A 17,823-nucleotide genomic window follows, 5' to 3' on the forward strand; every position below is an offset into this window, starting at 1 on the left:
GTTAGCGAGTCTTCGTTCGCTTTTAGCGTCTCGTAGAGAGCGTCATTACAAATCGCGGTCTTCTTGATCCTTCGGCTTGGGTTTTTGCCGCCGTTGTTCTACCTGCTCGTCGATAGTTTCTCTCATTTTGCGATCGGCAGCGTCCATCGCAGAATACTTAAAGCGGTTGAGTATGCCACTGAAAAAGTTGCTAAAGAATCTCTCGATTTCTTGCATTATTTTATACCTCCATACTTGCGGTAAATTTTTGACTCTACATTGGTTTTAGACTTTCTAGTGGAAATTTGAAATAAAACGCTAACCTATTCTCGAAGTATCTTTTAGTCTCTTAGCGTCTCTGGGTGCTTAAAGGGCTGGCGGTTTATTTATCCTTTGATTCAGTTTTGCTTGAGAAGGACTGTATAAATACAGTCTGCTCAATTAAATTAATATTGTTGAGATTTAATAGATTGAAACGCTGTAGACATTGTATCTATTGTATTCTGTCTAAGGTAATAAATGTAGCAAAGCTACAGGTAACAAATTGTTTACTTTGGATTAGGCTCAGATATGGTTACAACCAACTTCGTCCGTCGTTATTAGAGAAATTTGCAACTCAGGATAAAGTCAAAGTCAAATGGTCAATCCAGCAGCTTCTCACTTGGGATTTTGAACGAGTAATTATGGCGCATGGCAGTATACAACAAGATAGTAAATCTCAGTTTAAAGCAGGTTATGAGTGGTTTTTAGAAATTACCTTGTAGCGATACTTAACCCATAGTTTTACTTTTATACCTTGTAGATTACTAAATAGTGTCGGGGTCTACATTTAGCGATCGTAACCTTGCCTTTAACTGTTCTATCTGCAATTCTGCCTGTTCTGCTCGTTGGCGTTCTTGCTCTGCTCGTTGGCGTTCTTGTTCTGCTAGTACTTCTGCTTGCTGCCTTGCCAAAACTTCCTGCCGTAAAACCTGTGCCAGTTCATCAGGGATGAGTAATTTTTCTCCTGTATCTTCTCGATAAAACGCAATTAACCTTCCCTCAATCACCAAGCGCAGTTGGAGTGGTTCACTGCGTCCATCTTGTATTGGTTCGTAGATTTCTCCTCGCAGCCGATAGCCACGTAACTGTTGTTTCACCCACTCACCTTTAGGGTCAAATAGCCAGTATTCTTTGACACCTAGCTGCTCATATAGAGTCTTTTTGAAGATTTCATCTTGTCCTTTAGTACCAAAGGATGTCATTTCAAAAATAACTGTGGGTACTTGACCCTCTTCCCAGATTTTATAGTTGTCCCGACCACCGGGTTCAACATCAAAAATCACCATTACATCTGGGGCTACTCGCAACTTAGGAAAACCCTGTGCATAATAAAGAAATTGATTTCCTAATACTGTTGCCTGACGGTCTGCCAGATACTGTTTTAGGACTTCCAGGGTAGTTAGCAAGGCATAAAGGTGATCGTAGGTTTCTGCTACTGGTTGACCATCAGCACTGGGATAGAAGATTTCTGATTCGATACCAACAGGTAAAGTAGCCGTCATGGTTGTAAAATCAGTGTTACAAGATTATTCTAGAGCAAGTTTGGCTCCCCCTAACTTGGAATGTGCAAGCTTTTCAAAATATAACTAGATAACTCACAAAATCCTTCACCTTCAGCAGCATTGGTAATATAAGCAGGGTGATATTTTAACTGATTCATATATTCCAGCACATTCGCCACACCTACAGAAACAGGAAAATAACGCCGATCGAATAAGCTTTCATCATTGGGGCTATCGCCCACAGTAACAATTTGTTCTGGTGAGTACTGGGGCAAATATTCGCGCAATACTTGCAACAATCCCACAGCTTTGTCTTGTCCTTAGGGTTTAATGTGACACTGCACATTGCTATAGGTAAATCCCCAACCCATTTGTTGACAAAGACTATCTAGGGTTTGTAGTTCATCTTGATGCAAACCAGCTACATCAAAAGTCCAGTCGGTGATGCGAAAGCGATTATCAGCAGATTCCTGGATTTGGGGAAATTTAGTTTTTAAATTCTCAAAAGTTGTAGCCAAGTGCTGGCGATGTTTAACTAAATCGGGAATGGGTGTTAAAACTACTGGTTTCTCGTTTCCAGGTGGAAAGTATAAACCGCCATTTTCTGCCATCCCACCTGCCACAGGCATAATCGCACTCAATCCACTTACCCAGCCAGCAGAACGTCCTGTGACAATCAGTACCTTAATGCCAGCCGCCGCTAAATCCTCTAAAGCTTGCAGCAGTGCGGGAGTAAATTTTCCTCGTCTAGTTAGAGTGCCATCCATATCGGTGGCTATCAGACGAATATTGCTAAAGCTTGTAGATGAAGCCTCAGACAGGGCAGGAATGCTCAAATGTCTGGACATACGGGGTTTTTTTTAAAAGCTTCTTAAGAATATTAATCATACAGCAAGATGGGATGTAAGATTTGGGCATCCTAAACATCAGGAGTCAAGTTTTTCAGTTTCCAACCATGCCCACTTCGATATTTATTGCCCAATTAGAGTCAAAGCCTAAAAAAGCATCCCAGGAAGTGCCAGCAAGTAATCCTCAAATACCACCATTATTGTTGGTAACTTCTGGAGGACTGGCTTTAGCGGTGATTGCTTTAATTGTCTATAGTAAGCTCCAGAAGGATAAGCTGGAGAAAAAACTTAAGTTTGAACAATTCCGGGCGCGAGAATTAGAGAAAAAGTTTAAGCTGGCGCTGGAAACGATTCGCAAAATGGAAACTAATCCCGATTTGGTCAACTCACGGGACTTTAACCTGGATTATCTGCGAATGCGGATGTCAGAGGAGGTGTTTCATTTTGCAATCCTTAATCAGGTGAAGATTCAGATTAAAGATAAAGTTACTCAAGCTCTGCGTCCAAATCAAGCACAACTTGGAGCAGTCGGAATTGCTAATAGCTCTGGACGGCAAGTAGATGAAACTTTTGATGTAGAGTATGAAACTGGGAGTCAAGGGAACTGTGCTAAACGAGTGCTGTTTCGCATTCAAGTCCGGTTAATGAAGTTACCCACGCAAGCAACTTCTGCGACTATTAGTCAAATTATTGACTGTATAGAAACTTATCTAAGTCCCATAGAAGATGAAGATAGTTGGCAACCAACACTTCAGGGTCGGATTGCTACTATGCATTGGGATCAAAAGGCTAAACCCACGCCTCTACTGGTTCTGGAGCAATCGAATGAAGGCGTGAATGTGACTTTTCGTACTAGTCGCCAACCAAATTCCCCAACTTTGCCAAACCAACCTTGAATGAAAAAATCAGGCTCGGCTAAACAATAAATTATGGCTTGAAGTAAGTAGATGTAATTAAATGTAATAGATTAAGGACTGACGAACTGTACAAAATGACTTTCATCTGCATTACTTACTAAACTCACTGTTCTAGGCTAGGGTAGGCACCGGTGGCTAATAGTGAAAAAATCAAACTTGATGCTGAAAATCTATATACATATTTAGCTATTTATGTCAATGCATAGTAGCCTTTTCAAGGTGACTCCAAAAATCTCTTTTTTGCTTTGTGTTCTCTGTCCCTATACGGTTGAAAAGTAAATATTCAACTGCACCGGGCGCAGACAGGACTCGTGCAAACAATAGCCGAAACTTTAATACTCAGGTAGGGGCAATTCGTAAATTGCCCCTACCGCATCTAGTTTTGTATCAGTTTCAAGCAGAAATGGTATAACCTCTGCTACTGTTCGTGACTTAAGTCTCTTCTATTCATCATTACAACATAGCGATCGCCTACGTCTTAGGATATAAAGATTTTGAAAATATGCTCTAGTCCTAAATATCAATAATTTTATTAATTAGCAATTATTTTTGACACTACACAAGCTTTAGCAGAATATATAAAAATCCGGTTTGATTCCTGAAATTAATTAGCTTATTAAGCAAAAGGCAGCAGGGAAGAGGATTATAGAAAATTAAGGCATACCGAGTTTTTTCCAAAAATCAAACAGGAACCCTATACAAAAAAGCAGAAACTATCTCTCTTGATAAAGGTAAAACTTGAAATTACTAACTCTAAAGGAGCCGGATAAAGCAACGTCTACGACGGGGTATGTCTATCCTGGTTCGTTTGTTCACAATTATTCATTTTTAAATTGGAATTTTAAGATATCAAGAGTTTAATTAAGCAGTAATACTCACTGATTTCTTTACATTTCTTGACCTTCAACCTTCCAAGTAAAGTTTATTGTCTTTTAAATTAAACAGCCTCCATCAACTGCTAATCTTCTAATTAGTGAAAGTAAGGTTTGAGGGTAATTATATGCGTCTCAACTGCTTAACAAAGCTTAAAACTTGGATAATTAGCGTTGATTTTATAGCGATTAGTTAGTTATTTAGGAATCTCCAAAAGTTTATATTCACAGAGTACACAACTTCTACAAACCGAACTCCGAAACGCGATGATGAATCATTACTCACTTCAATGGATTGAGGCATGGTGCCAAGAAAATGGCTGGACAGATTTATTTGTAGAGCGACGTAACAACTTCTGGGCTTTTCCGCCAGGTGGCGTAATGCCAGAACCAATCCCAGTGAATGTTCTCAGAGTGATTAAAGCTGAGAAGGGATTAACTTTTGAAGAAAGATTGTGGTCGATGTCCGCAGTAATTGGAACGATTTTCGCTGTTTTTTTTACCTTTTGGTTTCAGTCGCCGATGCCATTAGTTTTAGCTTTCGCTTTTAACGCTGTTACAGTGGCTCAATTTGAACTTGAAGATGCCTAAATTTTTATTTTGGGCTTTGCTATTAAAAACTGCTCTTGTCTACTTTTGGCAAGAGCAGTTTTTAATTTTAGGAAAACAAACGGAATTATTACATTTTCAGTTAAAGATTATTAATGACTCATTAATGAATTCTGTGTGTTGGCAGAGTAAGTATTGTAAAACATTAGCATTTGATAGGCACATCAGTTACATTGCTGCGAAACTTCACCATCGCTTCACTAGCGCCAAAATGTGCTGCAATCTGAGGTAACAACATCTTTCGTTGTGTCGCCCATAATAATCCACGTTTAGGAATTTGAAGACATCCCCCTAAATAAGTTGCTTCATCTTCGTTATTTTGTTTACGTTTTGGTAGTCCGGTAACAGAATCAAAGCCAACAGGCTCATGATCTAGCAACACATGAGCTATTTCATGCATCAGATTTGATTCATACCGTGCAGGTGCATGACGGGGGTTGTATACAATCCAGAGTGGGTTATAGCGTATAATCCCTGCTGACCATCCATCGCTAGCAAGTAATACTGCTACTTGCTCTGGCTCTAAATTTGGAACCCGGTCGGGCGTAAAAAGTGTTGCCCCTAACTTGGCTGCTAGAGTGTCTGCGGGTAATAGCTCAAACGATCGCACTCGAAGTAAGCTTCGTTGTTCAGTTGCGATCGCTTCACAGCGTTGTCTACATTCAGGCGATAGACTTTGGATTAATGACATATCTTTAGGGATCTTGCTTCAATTCGCCATCACTTTTAGACAGATCGCGATACGCTGCTTTAACTAAAGATGCTAAAGCATTGGCGATCGCAGGATCAAGATTTTTGTCAGCGCGGAGTTGAATAGCGATCGCTTCAGGCGTATCCAGTCGATCGTCCTTTGTGCTTCTAAACAACTCAGCAGGTGGCACTTCTAGCCAGTTACAAAGTGCTAGAAAGGTTTCCATATCCGGCATTTTGCCACTCTCTACTCGTGAAAGAGTGGATGGACTAACATTACCAATCTCCGTCGCCGCTTCGCGCAGTCCTCTGCTACCGCGTTTTTTACGGACTAGGCTGGCCAAGCGTTCTATATCTAGATAACTTTCCATTCTTTTGTTCCTGTGTCACAAAATAATAAATCGTTTTTTAGTTGACACATAGTAAATAATATTGTACGGTTTATAAAACAAATGTATCACGGATGAAAAAAGTTCGTGTTATTAAAAAAATCCTCAAACTGAAGGATTACCTCTAATGGAAAGTACTGAATTTGACGGTCTTGTTCTTGGTTTAGCAGAGTTTGTCCGTCGAGATGGCAGGTATCCATATCCAGAACTGCTTAGTCATGCCCTTAATAAACTAGCTCTAGAGGTAACTGCTGTACGATATCCTCGGACTCTAACTGGTCTTTTAGCGTTACTGAAAAAACCTGTTAAAACATGGTATCCAGGGAGTTTACTGCTAAAAGAGTTTGATTCAGATTTTGGTTTGCTTTACGAAGAGGGGTTAAGTGAAGAAGCAAGTCGGTACTTTTATGAGGAACTGCTTGAGCAAGGCAAAATACCTGAGTTCGCCACTGCTGCAACTAAGCAGATTGCCATCGAAAATTACCAATTTTACAAAATTTTGGCGCGGTTGCAAGAACTGTACAACAACGGTACTGAGCCTGAGCGCATTCAACAGGAATATGTTTTGCTGCGTCGATTTTTGATTGAAAATGGTTACACAACTCCGGCGCAGCTTCGCAAGGTATTTAGCAAAACTCGACATATTGATATTGAAGAAGTTGGCGATTTCTACGAAGATTGTCAAGAAAATGAGCCTTGCTGGAATTGCGATCGCTGCGGCCCTTTATTTAAAAAGTATGGAAAGTTACGTGGTATTAAACCTAGTGCTTGCAACGACCATCGCCAAGATTTGCCCTATGTTAAAAAGATTACTTGGCAACAAGGTCTGCGTCGCCTCAAGTTTGGTATTCACTTGCGTATTTGTTTACCGGGTATACCTGAAATGCGCTTATTTCATACTTTGGAAGAACTTCAAAGAAAATACCCAGATCAGCTTTGTGCTACACATCTTTACCCTGGTATTGATCGCTATGACTTACAGCTACGCTTCTGCGATGGAGCAACCTGGGCTGTGGATATTAAAGATTACCGAAGCCCTTATAATTTAGCACCCAAGCTTACGCCTCTATTTGGTGAGGGCGATCTGCGTTATGACGAAAGCTTCTATGTTATTCCCATCCAACGCCTACAACAACGAGAGGACTACCTCGAAATCCTCCGCGAACAGGCTACAAAGCTGTCAAGTAGTACTCACCTTTTGGGTGATGCTGTATTTAAGGAACGGGTTATCAATAAAATCGAGCAGTTGCAACAATAGAAATAGCTAATGAGCCAGATGACTCTATTTGATCTACCGATTGAGTTTCAAGAACGCCTCGAAGAGTTGAAGGAAGCAGGTTTGGATCGTACTCAAGCTGAATTGTTGCTTCAAGTAGAGCTTGGCTTTGCTCTTATGGAGCATTTAGAACTTGATGATGAGCCAGTCACCGCACCTTGGGCAATCTTGAGTGGAATGCCTTTGAGACATCCACGCTTACAGAACTTGAATGAAATGGAACGTCGAGCGATCGCAAACACTCGTCAAATAGTTCCATTTTCTGCTCGTTTCGCTTGGTTGGGCGCACTACGTTCTTATCTGAAAATTCCTCTAGATTGGCGTAATTATGGGGAATTCACTCCACAAAACTGGGATACCTATATTATCAATGCTGCGAAAAACCTCCGGCATCCAGTTAATCAAGATGTGTACGAACGGTGTCTAACTGCCAATTTAGATTTTCGGCATCGCACAGTTAAACGAGTAGAAGCCGGAACCACTTATCAATTTGAGGCAAAGACAGGAGAAGAGACGGTTATAGTCCCAGTCAAATTTACGCAGCAACAGGTTCAAAATGCACAAGTACAGTGCCTACCCTGGTTTCCGTCTCGTTCTCGTAGTTCGTTTTCGCTTCGCCTTTCAGATTTAGAGTTAGATGCAGCATGGATTGATGAGCGAGAGTCAGCGTTAGCGCGTCAATATGGCTGGAATGAGACTGCCAAAGGACGCTGGGTTGATCGCTTCCGCAAAATTAACTTCCACAAAGTGCAGGAGAACGGAACACTATTTCCGCAAGAGGAGCAAATTCTTGAGTTAGATGGCTTCACAAATATTGCAGGCATGGTTGCCTCTGGAAAAACTACGGTTTCGCAGTTGTTCAGTGTTAATATTTTGCGGCATCATTGCGATCGCCGCATCACGTTAGTTGTTAGTGATGTGCAATCAGCGATTAAATTAGCTAACCAGATTAACTGGTGGTTTTGTAACGATCCAGAGAATGACGATCCGGTAGCAGTGCCAATTTTGGGGCGCAGTACACGCGATGCACATCTGCGGAGTTTCTCAGCTTCAAAAGATTATCAGGAGCATCAACAACGCGGACAGCCTCATTGGGGTGAGCGTTGGCTAGGCACTGTTTGCCCTCTACAAGGTCGGATTAATCAAAATTTTGTTAGTCAATTCTTAGATAACAAAGCGCTCAAACCGGGAGCTGAACCCTGTCATGCTCTAAAAAAGATGCCTAAAAGCGATCGCCAACAGCGACGTAAAAACCTTGGTTCATCCTATTTGTGTCCATTCTTTGATAAATGCCCATCCCAACAAGCTTACCGTGATATGCCAAATGCCCGTGTTTGGATTACAACTCCTGGCGCAATGGCAAGGGCAGGATTACCTCGTCATTTAGAGTTGCGCCGGATCAAAATCGGTGAACTCGTTAACGAACAATCAGATTTTGTTGTTTTTGATGAGGTAGAGACGGTTATTAAGTGGTTTGATGACACCTATGCTGAGGAAGTGGTTCTTACTGACGGCGGTAATAGCGGCATTTTTGATGATATTGGCGTAAAAACCGAGCGATTCTCAATAACTAACCGTGTTATGCCTCCATCAACACAGCGATGGACTGGCGCAGAACGTGATGCACAAAAAGCAATTACAGCAACATTAACCCTACTTGATAAATAGGTTGGACATCAAGTTCTCCGAAATTGGATCAAGCGAGGTTACTTTACACCTAACTCTCTTCTGTTCAAATTTGTGCGTCGTCTTACTGGATTAGAATAATTTGAACATCCAGATACATTTGATGCGCTTTCACGAGCAAATGCTCAACTTGTACAGCCTATGGTGCGCTATTTTGATGCACTACTTAATGAGGATGATCCGTTTCGCCTTCTCTAAAATACGAGTTAAGTGAAATTTGGAAGTTAATTTTAATACCAAAACCAAAAACCACTACTATCATAACCTAAATTATCTTCATCATCAATTTCCTCCTCATCAATTTCCTCCTCATTATTTTCTAGCTTAATTTGCTTTGAACCGTCATAAAAACTTACATTGTTTTGTTTTAAAACAGCAAAAAAATCATCATTTTCAATATAATTATTTTGTGATGTTTGAGGAAAATACCCTTTTATATTTGCTTCATAGCATAAAAGCCAGTTACTAGAATATAAATGCTCAATTGTTAGTATACTTTGCCATAGACTAAAGTCAATTTTTCCTTCAATAAGATTAGAAGAGTTTAGGTCTAAAGTAATAAGAGCTACAATGGAATCTTCTAATTGAGATATTTTTTTAGCTACTTTTTCTTTGATTGGTATAGATAAAGTCTTGCTTAACCATAATGCCCAGGAAATTTCATGACTATGATTAAGCTCACTATGTTGTAATAGTATTAAATTAATAGTTTCACTTATTTTTTCTAAATTTAGTTGATATTTTTCTGAATATTTAAGTAGTATTTCAGTTGCTACAATAAGTGCATTTGGTGCAGCTATAATTGATTGTAATATAAATGATTCGCAAAGTTTCCAGTTTTTCTCTAAAATATCAGTTCTCTTAATTCGAGAAAGAGCATATTTAATAACGGCATCATCAGGAAATAATTTTGAATACTCAAATACTTTACTGAAGTAAGTTAAAATATCATTGTACTGTTCTAATGAGTTATCATTTCCAATAGGGCAACGTCTTATTTCGGAAACCCAACTTAATTCAACAGGTTCAGGAAGTTCTACTATTGAGGCTTTTGAAGAATTAATTTCTAATTCAAATTCTTGAAGTATTCTATTTATCTCAGAAAGCGCTCTTTCTGCTTCTGAGTACGAATTAAAATATAAGTAATAATCATCTACATAACGAAATCCTTGAGGTACAGATTTTAATCTTTCAGTAAGAATCTTATCTACAGATGAACTAATAATTTCTGCTATAACAAATGATGAATCAGGCCCAATAGGAATTCCTAAAGTCTGTTGGTCTTGTGTATTACGAACAAATTCATCAATTTGGTTTCCTATGAAAGATTTATCACGTCTATGTGCCTTAGCTATTTGTTTTTCATGAAGTGCCCACGGAATACTATGTGTGTAAATAGTAGAATAAAATCTAGATATATCAGTATAAAGACGATAACGATGACTTGCTGAGGAAATAGCTCGTTCAGCAGGTAAATTAATAGGGTAGGAAGAAACAGCTCTTCTTTTATAACAAAGTGGGGATTGCTGGCACAAAGGAGAACTTAAAATAAAGTTTTCTATCTCTTGCCATTCTTGAGATATGAAATTGCAGAGAACAACTTGATGGAGGGGATTAGGAATACCTAAAATCCGACGAGAATATTTGCTTTTTGGAAAGGAATAAGATAAAAATTTGCTAGATTTTTTCGAGGGATTTTGAATATTACTATTAATTTTATCTAAATTATCCGCAAGATTCTCTGTTGTAAATGCTGGTACTAATTCTTTAGGGAAAAAACCTTTTTCAATAAAGTCTTGAGTCGTAATAATATTGCTGGAATTGTCTTGTATCATTTGCTCTAAAGTTTTATTGGTATAAAGTATAACTTAAAATTTAGCATAAAATATTTTACTGTCTTTTTGAACATCACAAGTATTAATATTTACATCATTTGAATGATAAATATTCTCTAGTGATAACTTGAATTATCTTTTAAAACCTTTGCCTGGCAAGGAATATGACGGCATTGCTTCTTGAAAAGCCTTTGTGAAGTGAGTTGTATGATTATTTACATTTAGATATTCTTACTTTATCGACAGTTAAACAATGGATTGCTTGCCTGTGCATCAACATTGACGCATGGTTTTGAATACTTTGATACATGCGATTATCGAGCTTTAGCTATAGGAACGGCTGAAAATCCACTGCGAGTTCCAACGCCTGAGCAAATACATGAGTTAGCGATGATTTGGGCGCAGGAATGGACAAAAGAATTTGATGGTAAGGGGAAAGCAGATCAAGTAAATAGTGTTTGCGATCGCTTCCTTGAAAAGATGGCAATAATTCCGACCAATTGGAATTGGCAACCTATCACCCCAAAAAAGCTTATTCAAAACATAAATGACGAAAAAGGACTTGGATTCCAAGCAATTCCTAGTTTCTTGGCAACGTTGCTACATGGAAAAACCTGTGTCATTCGCTCCGGGAAAAGAGAGCAACAAATCCATTGGCGAAAGGTACAAGGCGATGGCTCAGGCCGCACTGCGCTATTCACAGTCAGTCAACCATTTTTGGCACCGTACACAGATGAATATGGCAAGGAAAGGGAAGGTTATTTTGTCTATCGCTTAGATTTTCGCGTTCAAACTCAAACTGGTCGATTCAATCAAAACGGTAAGCTTAAACCGTGGATTTTTTTGGATTTAAGTTGTCAACGATATGCTCATGAACCATTAATCGAAACTAATTATGGTCGTGATATTTCTGTGCTGATGGGAATGAATGAGGAACGTTTATCTGGTTATGATGTAGATTCAACGCTGATCCGCCTTACCATTGATAACAGTGCAAGAGAAGATAGTAAGCCGTGGAAATTACAATTACCCAATCTCCTAGCTGCATTCAAAGCGCGTGCATTAGAAACAACCGAAAACATTCTTGGCAATCCTGCTGTATACGGAAATTTAGATAATAATTCCAACTGGAATAAAGATGAATATTATTTAGTTCATGCTGAAGGATATAAGTATGAACACGAAAACCATAAAAGAGGCCACAGTATTAAACCAGGATTTAGTTTGCAGGAAAGTGGTGATATCATTGCTCAAGTATTAAATATCCTAAATGGCATTTTGATACCAGATGATCTAATGCAGTCTGATATTCCTGTTCCATCTGGTCAGAAAACACCCTTGGCAATGCGCGATTACGAAGATATCTCTAAGCCTTTAACATTCACAAAACAACAAAAAGAAAAGTTGAGTGAAGAAGACATTCAGCAACGCTTAGATAAACGGCGTAAAGAAAGACAAACGATAATTACTGATGCTATTGGGCGGGCGTTGCAAGGAAAACCTATACATCTTTCTATTCTGTGGCGCGAACGAGATACCTATGATGTAACTATCCAAAACTTGCGTGATGCTTTCCTGCTGAATGAAGAAGAAGATTTTCCAGAGCATATCAAAGTATCACCTGTGTGGATTGATAATCAAAATCTTTTGAAGCCCCTCGATACAGCAGGATATGCACCTAAAGATCGTCAAGAGTTTGATAAACAGATCCGCAACCAGCATCAAATGAAACTCGATGCATGGCGCGACTTTTTGAGACAGAAGGTTATTGTTTCAATTGACTCTACAATTAAGCCTTACTGTTTTGCAATTATTGAAATTGGACAAACGAAAAAGAAGGGAGTTCATCCCAAACAAAGCATATATAGAGCAGTTCGTGAAGCTTGTGTTTTAGAAAAAATCAGTTCTCAAATGGTGCAAACTGTTAAACCAAAATCATCGGAGAAAGAAGATGGAAGCACAAACATATTGCCATCTTATAGTAAGAAGACAGAAGGACGTATTCTAAATGCTGTTCTGGATGTGACCTTACGCCAGCTTGGGGTACTTTATGGAATACCTTCAGAAGTTTACGAACGAGCAGGAATACCCAAAGAAATTGCAAAAAACTTAGATGTAATTGCTCTTTGTCGCCGAAAAGCCACCCAAGGACAAGATAATATTCACTATGCCTTGGCTGTTCGTCTGCGGGCAACCGGTGCAGTCGATGTATTATTTCCCAATCGTCAGGATTGGATTCCTTACGCACAAGCGGGGATTGAACTAGGACAGATTTTCTCACGGGTACGCCGCGATCGCAATTATCTTAAAACAGTTCAATTAAAGGGAATAGAACTGGTAAAATTTGCTGCGGATGTACTCACCCAAGTGGGCGAACAGCCTACTCTTGTCTTAATCGAAGCCGATGTATGGCGTAACGAGCGCGGTGAAGAAAACGGAGGTCAAGCTTGGTTTCAACTAAAAAATGAATATCTCTTTGCAAACCGGGATGTCTTGGATTTCCAACATGTTCCAGGTCATGCTTGTATATATCCTCGTGACCATAACCAACTTAGGAACTTACTTGGAATAATTCGCTTCCGCACTGGCGACGAGACAACTCAATACATCACCAATCGACAAGTTTGGGATGAGAATTCTCCAGCACGAGATTTAATGCATTTAAGTGGCTTTTACGATACTTCTATACCTGAGTTGCTCCATTACTTCTCTATTGGAAGATTACCTAAAACCCAAAAAGCCCAAGATACCTCAACAGCACGCGAACTCTATATGCTTGATTCTCAAGATGATGAATACGGTGTAAATATTGCATTCAAGCACCAGCAGATGTTAGAAATGCTTCCCTTCTTCATTCGTTCGGATTTCCAAAAAACAGAAGAAAGTTTAAAATCACTTTGCCGAGTGCCACACTACTTACGAATCTCACCAGGGTGGTCTATGGGTAATATTCATTCACCATATCCAATGCATTTAGGTAAACAACTAATAAAGGATCACTTATGTATCCTTGGTGTAGAAGTTTGAATCAATAGTTATCATAGATGAGGAAAATAGTACTGAGCAATCAGTATTTTTAACTCAGCTTTAATAATTTCAGGGTAAATTTAGCTGGCATACTCAGTATTTTAGCTATAAAACTTGTATTTAAATATATTTACTCTTATAAACTTGTGATGATCATTTCCTGGATGCTACCTTCTACAAGGTGACACAGGATTTGGAGCGGTTTTTTAACCATGAAGCACAGACACAAAGTAGCTTATAGCTTAACATCGCTGATCGGTTTCAATTTAATATCTACCTTAGTTGCATTTGATTATGCGAACGCCACACCACCGAGAACCCCAGATAAAAGTGTCAACTGCGAGATTTTAGTTGTGGGTGGTGGACTATCTGGTGTCGCTACAGCTTACGAGGGTTTGCTAGCAGGACGAACGGTTTGTCTGACGGAAATTACTGACTGGCTGGGAGGACAAATTTCTTCTCAAGGGACATCTGCGTTAGACGAACGCCCAACTCAGCGATCTCTCAAATTCTATTCTCGCGGCTACCTGGAATTGCGAAACCGCATTGGGCGCAAATATGGCAAACTTAACCCCGGTGACTGTTGGGTAAGTGAATCCTGCTTTCTTCCCCGCGATGCTCACGCCATTTTAGCCCAAATGCTCAAAGATGCCGAGAAGCAGGGTAAAGGGAAGTTGCAATGGTTTCCCAACACGGTAATTAAGGATTTGGAAATCGCTGCTGATGGCAAAATAATTAATAGTGCGATCGCTATCCAACATCAACCACCAAAAGGCGCACCCCCTCTTAATACCTATACTTTATCTCAAAGTATTGAAGATTCTTATAGCTACGAAAACTCATCTCGATTTAGCAAAACTATTCTCCGTTTCGTCCCCAAGGCAGCGAAAGGGGATGCTTCTAAGTGGTACGTTGTAGACGCGAGCGAAACTGGAGAAATTATTGCCCTTGCTGATGTCCCCTACCGATTAGGGATTGATGCCCGTTCTTACCTGGAACCCTCTGCTTCCAGCGCCAACAACGATTCTTATTGCCCTCAAGGATTTACCTACACCTTTGCAATGGAGGCAACTAAGGAACCACAACCGCAGACTATGCCCCCATTTTATTCACAATATGCGCCATATTTTAGCTATGAATTAACGCGACTGGCTAACTTTGACTTACTTTTCGCTTATCGTCGCATTTGGAGTCCAAACAAAGGCAAACCAGCAAAATTCGGTGGTGTAAGTTTTGATGCTCCTACACCAGGGGATATCTCGATGCAAAACTGGACTTGGGGTAACGACTATCGCCCTGGAACAGCCCAAGATAACCTGATTTACACTCGACAGCAGTTAGAAGCTACTGGGCAGTTAAACCCAGGTGGCTGGATGGGAGGACTGCGGACAGAAACCCTTCGCAAAGCTGAGGAAAATGCCATCTCTTTCTATTATTGGTTGGTAGCTGGGACTACAGATTCTCAACTGGGGGATGGTGTGAAGCAGCAAAAAAGTAATAACCGCTTTGTTTCTGGGCTAAATTCCCCAATGGGTACAATACATGGCTTATCTAAATATCCTTATATACGAGAAGGACGGCGCATCATCGGCCGCCCCAGTTGGGGACAATCTGGAGGTTTTACTATTGGGGAAATTGATATTTCTCGCCGAGATTACAACGATAAGTATTACTCCCAGACTCTGCCAGCAGATATGTATCGGAGGCTACGAGCAGCAGTTGCAGGTTTGGAAGCAATATCAGTAATTGATGGTAAAATCCCACCAGACAAAGCAATGCGACGGACTCGTTCTACCATTTTCCCCGACGCTGTGGGTATTGGTCACTACGCTATAGATTTCCATCCTTGCATGGTGAATAGTCCCCCAGAAGCCCCTGGTAATACAGAACGTCCAGGTGAAAGGCGGGGTGCTGGCCAAGCTTATCCCTTCCAAATTGCTCTGAGGGCAATGATTCCCCAGAAAATTGATAATTTATTAGTAGGAGGCAAAAGTATTGCTACTAGTCATATTGCGGCTGCTGCCTATCGAGTTCATTCCTTTGAATGGTCTTCTGGCGCAGCTGCTGGAACTGTTGCTAGTTTTGCCCTCAAAAATGCGATCGCACCCTATCAACTAGTCGATAACTTACCAAAACAAGAGCCACAACTAGAAGCACTCAAACGCCTTTTGCAACAAAATGGCAACCCCACCGCCTTCCCCGATACATCTATTTTTAACGAAAACTGGGAAAATTGGCGATAGGGCGATAGGGCAATTGGGCAATTGGGCATTGGGCATTGGGCATTGGGCAGGAAGGAAGGCGAGTTAAAACTTAGATGTTGAGCTTCTGAGGGTGAATGTTGAGCTTCTGAGGGTGAATGTTGAGCTTCTGAGGATAAATGTTGAGCTTCTGAGGATAAATGTTGAGCTTCTGAGGATGAATGTTGAGCTTCTGAGGATAAATGTTGAGCTTCTGAGGGTGAATGTTGAGCTTCTGAGGATAAATGTTGAGCTTCTGAGGATAAATGTTGAGCTTCTGAGGGTGAATGTTGAGCTTCTGAGGCTCAACTTTCAAGTTTTAACTCCCCAGTCCCCATTCCCCATTCCCCAGTCCCCATTCCCCATTCCCCATTCCCCATTCCCCAGTCCCCAGTCCCCAGATAATGCACTAAACTAGTTAGTTGTAGTTTTGTCAAATATTATTGACCAATTGTTTTATGATTACGACACTTTCAGCAGATATTTACGGGATGGCGACAGCACCAACTATAGCTCCTGAACGGTCTAGTCAAGTTATCCGTAAGACTTATCCCAATTACAAAGTGATTGTATTAAATGATGATTTTAATACATTCCAACATGTGTCTGAGTGTTTGATGAAATATATTCCGGGGATGAGTGGCGATCGCGCGTGGGATCTGACTAATCAGGTACACTATGAAGGTCAAGCGATCGTTTGGGTCGGCCCTCAAGAACCTGCGGAACTTTATCACCAGCAGCTGCGCCGAGCAGGTTTGACAATGGCACCTCTAGAAGCAGCTTAATTATTATGGGCAAACCCACCGCAGATTCACTCCGGGCGACTTCACAAAAAGCTGCCAGACTAGTTTGGAATCACTCGACACACCTTTCTGGTCTTATCCCAATTTTAGAACGTCTTTGTCAACAAGATGGCATCCAAACTGTAACGCCAGGAGTGATTAGCCGATCGAGAGGTCATTGTCCAAAAATGCAACTGCGTATCTCTGTACCAATTCGCGGCGGCTATAAAGTAATTGCCCGGCAGGGGAAGACAGTACAAGAAGTATTTATTTTGACACCTCTGGCGCAGTCAGAACTGGAAACGGCATTAGCGATCGCAATGAAATCTTAATCATCCCCAATGCCCAATGCCCAATTCCCAATTCGAATGTCTATTCTTCAACACGGTGGACTGCAAATTTGTGTAGTGGCAGACTAACAATGCACGAAAAAGTTAAGAAATATGACAGAGCGGTAGTTATTTTCAAAGTCATAACTACAGATTCCCATTCGGGTAAAATTATTTTCTCTATGCCAAAAGCTACACAATAAACTAGCCAATAAGTAAAGCTCATTCTAAACAGAATCACCTCTGTTTCTTCCACATCACTTTTTTGTTGCTTACTGTCCCACAGTAACACCAGTCCAAGAATGCAAGCTACAAAGGAAACAGCAACTACAAATTCGTGACAAAATATATTTAAGGAATGCATTTGTGTTTATTCCCACATTTTTCAGTTAAAGTTCAGTCTAAAGGAATATTCCTTGTAGAAATACAAATTATTTACAAACCTCAATAGAGGAATGGAAATTATGTAAACAAATGCAACAAAAATTGTTGTTTTGCAAATATAAATATTATTTAATAATTTTCTTAGAGTTTAAAATAATTTGTCCTATATTCCAGTAGGAATGGCTGAACAAAAAATATCCATTCTGGAGTTCAACAAGCGATCGCTTGCTACATTTTTTTAAGAGGATGTTTTAAAAGTCCTCTGATCGGTAGCAAAACGTTTTAGATCCCCCTAAATCCCCCTTTTGAAGGGGGACTTTGATTCCGTTTCCCCCTTTTTAAGGGGGGTTGGGGGGATCAACAAGTGCCTAAAATTACAGCCAACCACTTTTAAAACATCCTCTAAGTTTGCTGCT

General features: G+C 40.2%; 16 protein-coding genes and 1 pseudogene. 10 read left to right on the forward strand and 7 right to left on the reverse strand.

The genetic code is table 11. The features are described 5' to 3' along the window. Positions 1 to 45: 45 nt before the first annotated feature. Positions 46 to 216, reverse strand: coding sequence for a hypothetical protein (locus V7K38_RS14675; RefSeq protein ID WP_334858799.1), 171 nt, complete (start codon positions 214 to 216; stop codon positions 46 to 48). A gap of 233 nt (positions 217 to 449) precedes the next feature. On the opposite strand from V7K38_RS14675, the gene V7K38_RS14680 reads away from it, so the two are divergent. Further along, positions 450 to 743, forward strand: a complete 294-nt coding sequence (locus V7K38_RS14680; RefSeq protein WP_334858801.1) for a hypothetical protein — start codon at positions 450 to 452, stop codon at positions 741 to 743. A gap of 42 nt (positions 744 to 785) precedes the next feature. On the opposite strand, the gene V7K38_RS14685 is transcribed toward V7K38_RS14680, so the two are convergent. Continuing rightward, on the reverse strand, positions 786 to 1,523 hold the full coding sequence (locus V7K38_RS14685; protein ID WP_334858803.1) for a Uma2 family endonuclease: 738 nt from the start codon (positions 1,521 to 1,523) through the stop codon (positions 786 to 788). A 50-nt stretch (positions 1,524 to 1,573) separates the two neighbouring features. Next, positions 1,574 to 2,371, reverse strand: a pseudogene (locus V7K38_RS14690) (HAD family hydrolase). A 107-nt stretch (positions 2,372 to 2,478) separates the two neighbouring features. Here V7K38_RS14690 and V7K38_RS14695 point away from each other — a divergent pair. Then, the gene (locus tag V7K38_RS14695) at positions 2,479 to 3,267 is read left to right on the forward strand and encodes a hypothetical protein (protein ID WP_334858805.1); all 789 of its coding nucleotides are present in this window, start codon (positions 2,479 to 2,481) and stop codon (positions 3,265 to 3,267) included. Between the two features lie 1,160 nt (positions 3,268 to 4,427). Further along, positions 4,428 to 4,751 (forward strand): hypothetical protein, encoded by a 324-nt coding sequence (locus tag V7K38_RS14700; RefSeq protein ID WP_334858806.1) that lies wholly within the window; start codon positions 4,428 to 4,430, stop codon positions 4,749 to 4,751. A gap of 163 nt (positions 4,752 to 4,914) precedes the next feature. Here V7K38_RS14700 and V7K38_RS14705 read toward each other — a convergent pair whose 3' ends face one another. Continuing rightward, entirely contained in the window at positions 4,915 to 5,460 is a 546-nt protein-coding gene (locus V7K38_RS14705) for an ImmA/IrrE family metallo-endopeptidase (RefSeq protein ID WP_334858808.1), read from the reverse strand. A 4-nt stretch (positions 5,461 to 5,464) separates the two neighbouring features. Continuing rightward, positions 5,465 to 5,830 (reverse strand): helix-turn-helix domain-containing protein, encoded by a 366-nt coding sequence (locus V7K38_RS14710; RefSeq protein ID WP_334858810.1) that lies wholly within the window; start codon positions 5,828 to 5,830, stop codon positions 5,465 to 5,467. Between the two features lie 145 nt (positions 5,831 to 5,975). Here V7K38_RS14710 and V7K38_RS14715 point away from each other — a divergent pair, with 145 nt between their 5' ends. After that, positions 5,976 to 7,106 (forward strand): restriction endonuclease-related protein, encoded by a 1,131-nt coding sequence (locus tag V7K38_RS14715; protein WP_334858812.1) that lies wholly within the window; start codon positions 5,976 to 5,978, stop codon positions 7,104 to 7,106. Between the two features lie 9 nt (positions 7,107 to 7,115). Further along, positions 7,116 to 8,792, forward strand: coding sequence for a hypothetical protein (locus V7K38_RS14720; protein ID WP_334858813.1), 1,677 nt, complete (start codon positions 7,116 to 7,118; stop codon positions 8,790 to 8,792). Positions 8,793 to 9,040: 248 nt separating this feature from the next. On the opposite strand, the gene V7K38_RS14725 is transcribed toward V7K38_RS14720, so the two are convergent. Then, entirely contained in the window at positions 9,041 to 10,645 is a 1,605-nt protein-coding gene (locus V7K38_RS14725; RefSeq protein WP_334858815.1) for an RNA-directed DNA polymerase, read from the reverse strand. Positions 10,646 to 10,924: 279 nt separating this feature from the next. On the opposite strand from V7K38_RS14725, the gene V7K38_RS14730 reads away from it, so the two are divergent. From V7K38_RS14730 to V7K38_RS14750, 5 genes are all read left to right on the forward strand, one after another. Next, positions 10,925 to 13,672, forward strand: a complete 2,748-nt coding sequence (locus tag V7K38_RS14730) for an RNaseH domain-containing protein (RefSeq protein WP_334858817.1) — start codon at positions 10,925 to 10,927, stop codon at positions 13,670 to 13,672. A gap of 212 nt (positions 13,673 to 13,884) precedes the next feature. Next, complete coding sequence (locus V7K38_RS14735) at positions 13,885 to 15,915, forward strand: FAD-dependent oxidoreductase (RefSeq protein WP_334858818.1); 2,031 nt, start codon at positions 13,885 to 13,887, stop codon at positions 15,913 to 15,915. Positions 15,916 to 16,006: 91 nt separating this feature from the next. Beyond that, a complete protein-coding gene (locus V7K38_RS14740) occupies positions 16,007 to 16,330 on the forward strand; it encodes a hypothetical protein (RefSeq protein WP_334858820.1) in 324 nt (107 codons plus the stop codon). Positions 16,331 to 16,370: 40 nt separating this feature from the next. Beyond that, on the forward strand, positions 16,371 to 16,697 hold the full coding sequence (gene clpS, locus V7K38_RS14745; RefSeq protein WP_094339873.1) for an ATP-dependent Clp protease adapter ClpS: 327 nt from the start codon (positions 16,371 to 16,373) through the stop codon (positions 16,695 to 16,697). A 5-nt stretch (positions 16,698 to 16,702) separates the two neighbouring features. Beyond that, complete coding sequence (locus V7K38_RS14750) at positions 16,703 to 17,026, forward strand: DUF2103 domain-containing protein (protein ID WP_334858821.1); 324 nt, start codon at positions 16,703 to 16,705, stop codon at positions 17,024 to 17,026. Between the two features lie 40 nt (positions 17,027 to 17,066). Here V7K38_RS14750 and V7K38_RS14755 read toward each other — a convergent pair whose 3' ends face one another. Beyond that, on the reverse strand, positions 17,067 to 17,387 hold the full coding sequence (locus V7K38_RS14755; RefSeq protein WP_334858823.1) for a hypothetical protein: 321 nt from the start codon (positions 17,385 to 17,387) through the stop codon (positions 17,067 to 17,069). Between the last annotated feature and the right edge of the window lie 436 nt (positions 17,388 to 17,823).

The sequence above is a fragment of the Nostoc sp. genome (assembly GCF_036917465.1).
Taxonomy (GTDB): domain Bacteria; phylum Cyanobacteriota; class Cyanobacteriia; order Cyanobacteriales; family Nostocaceae; genus Nostoc.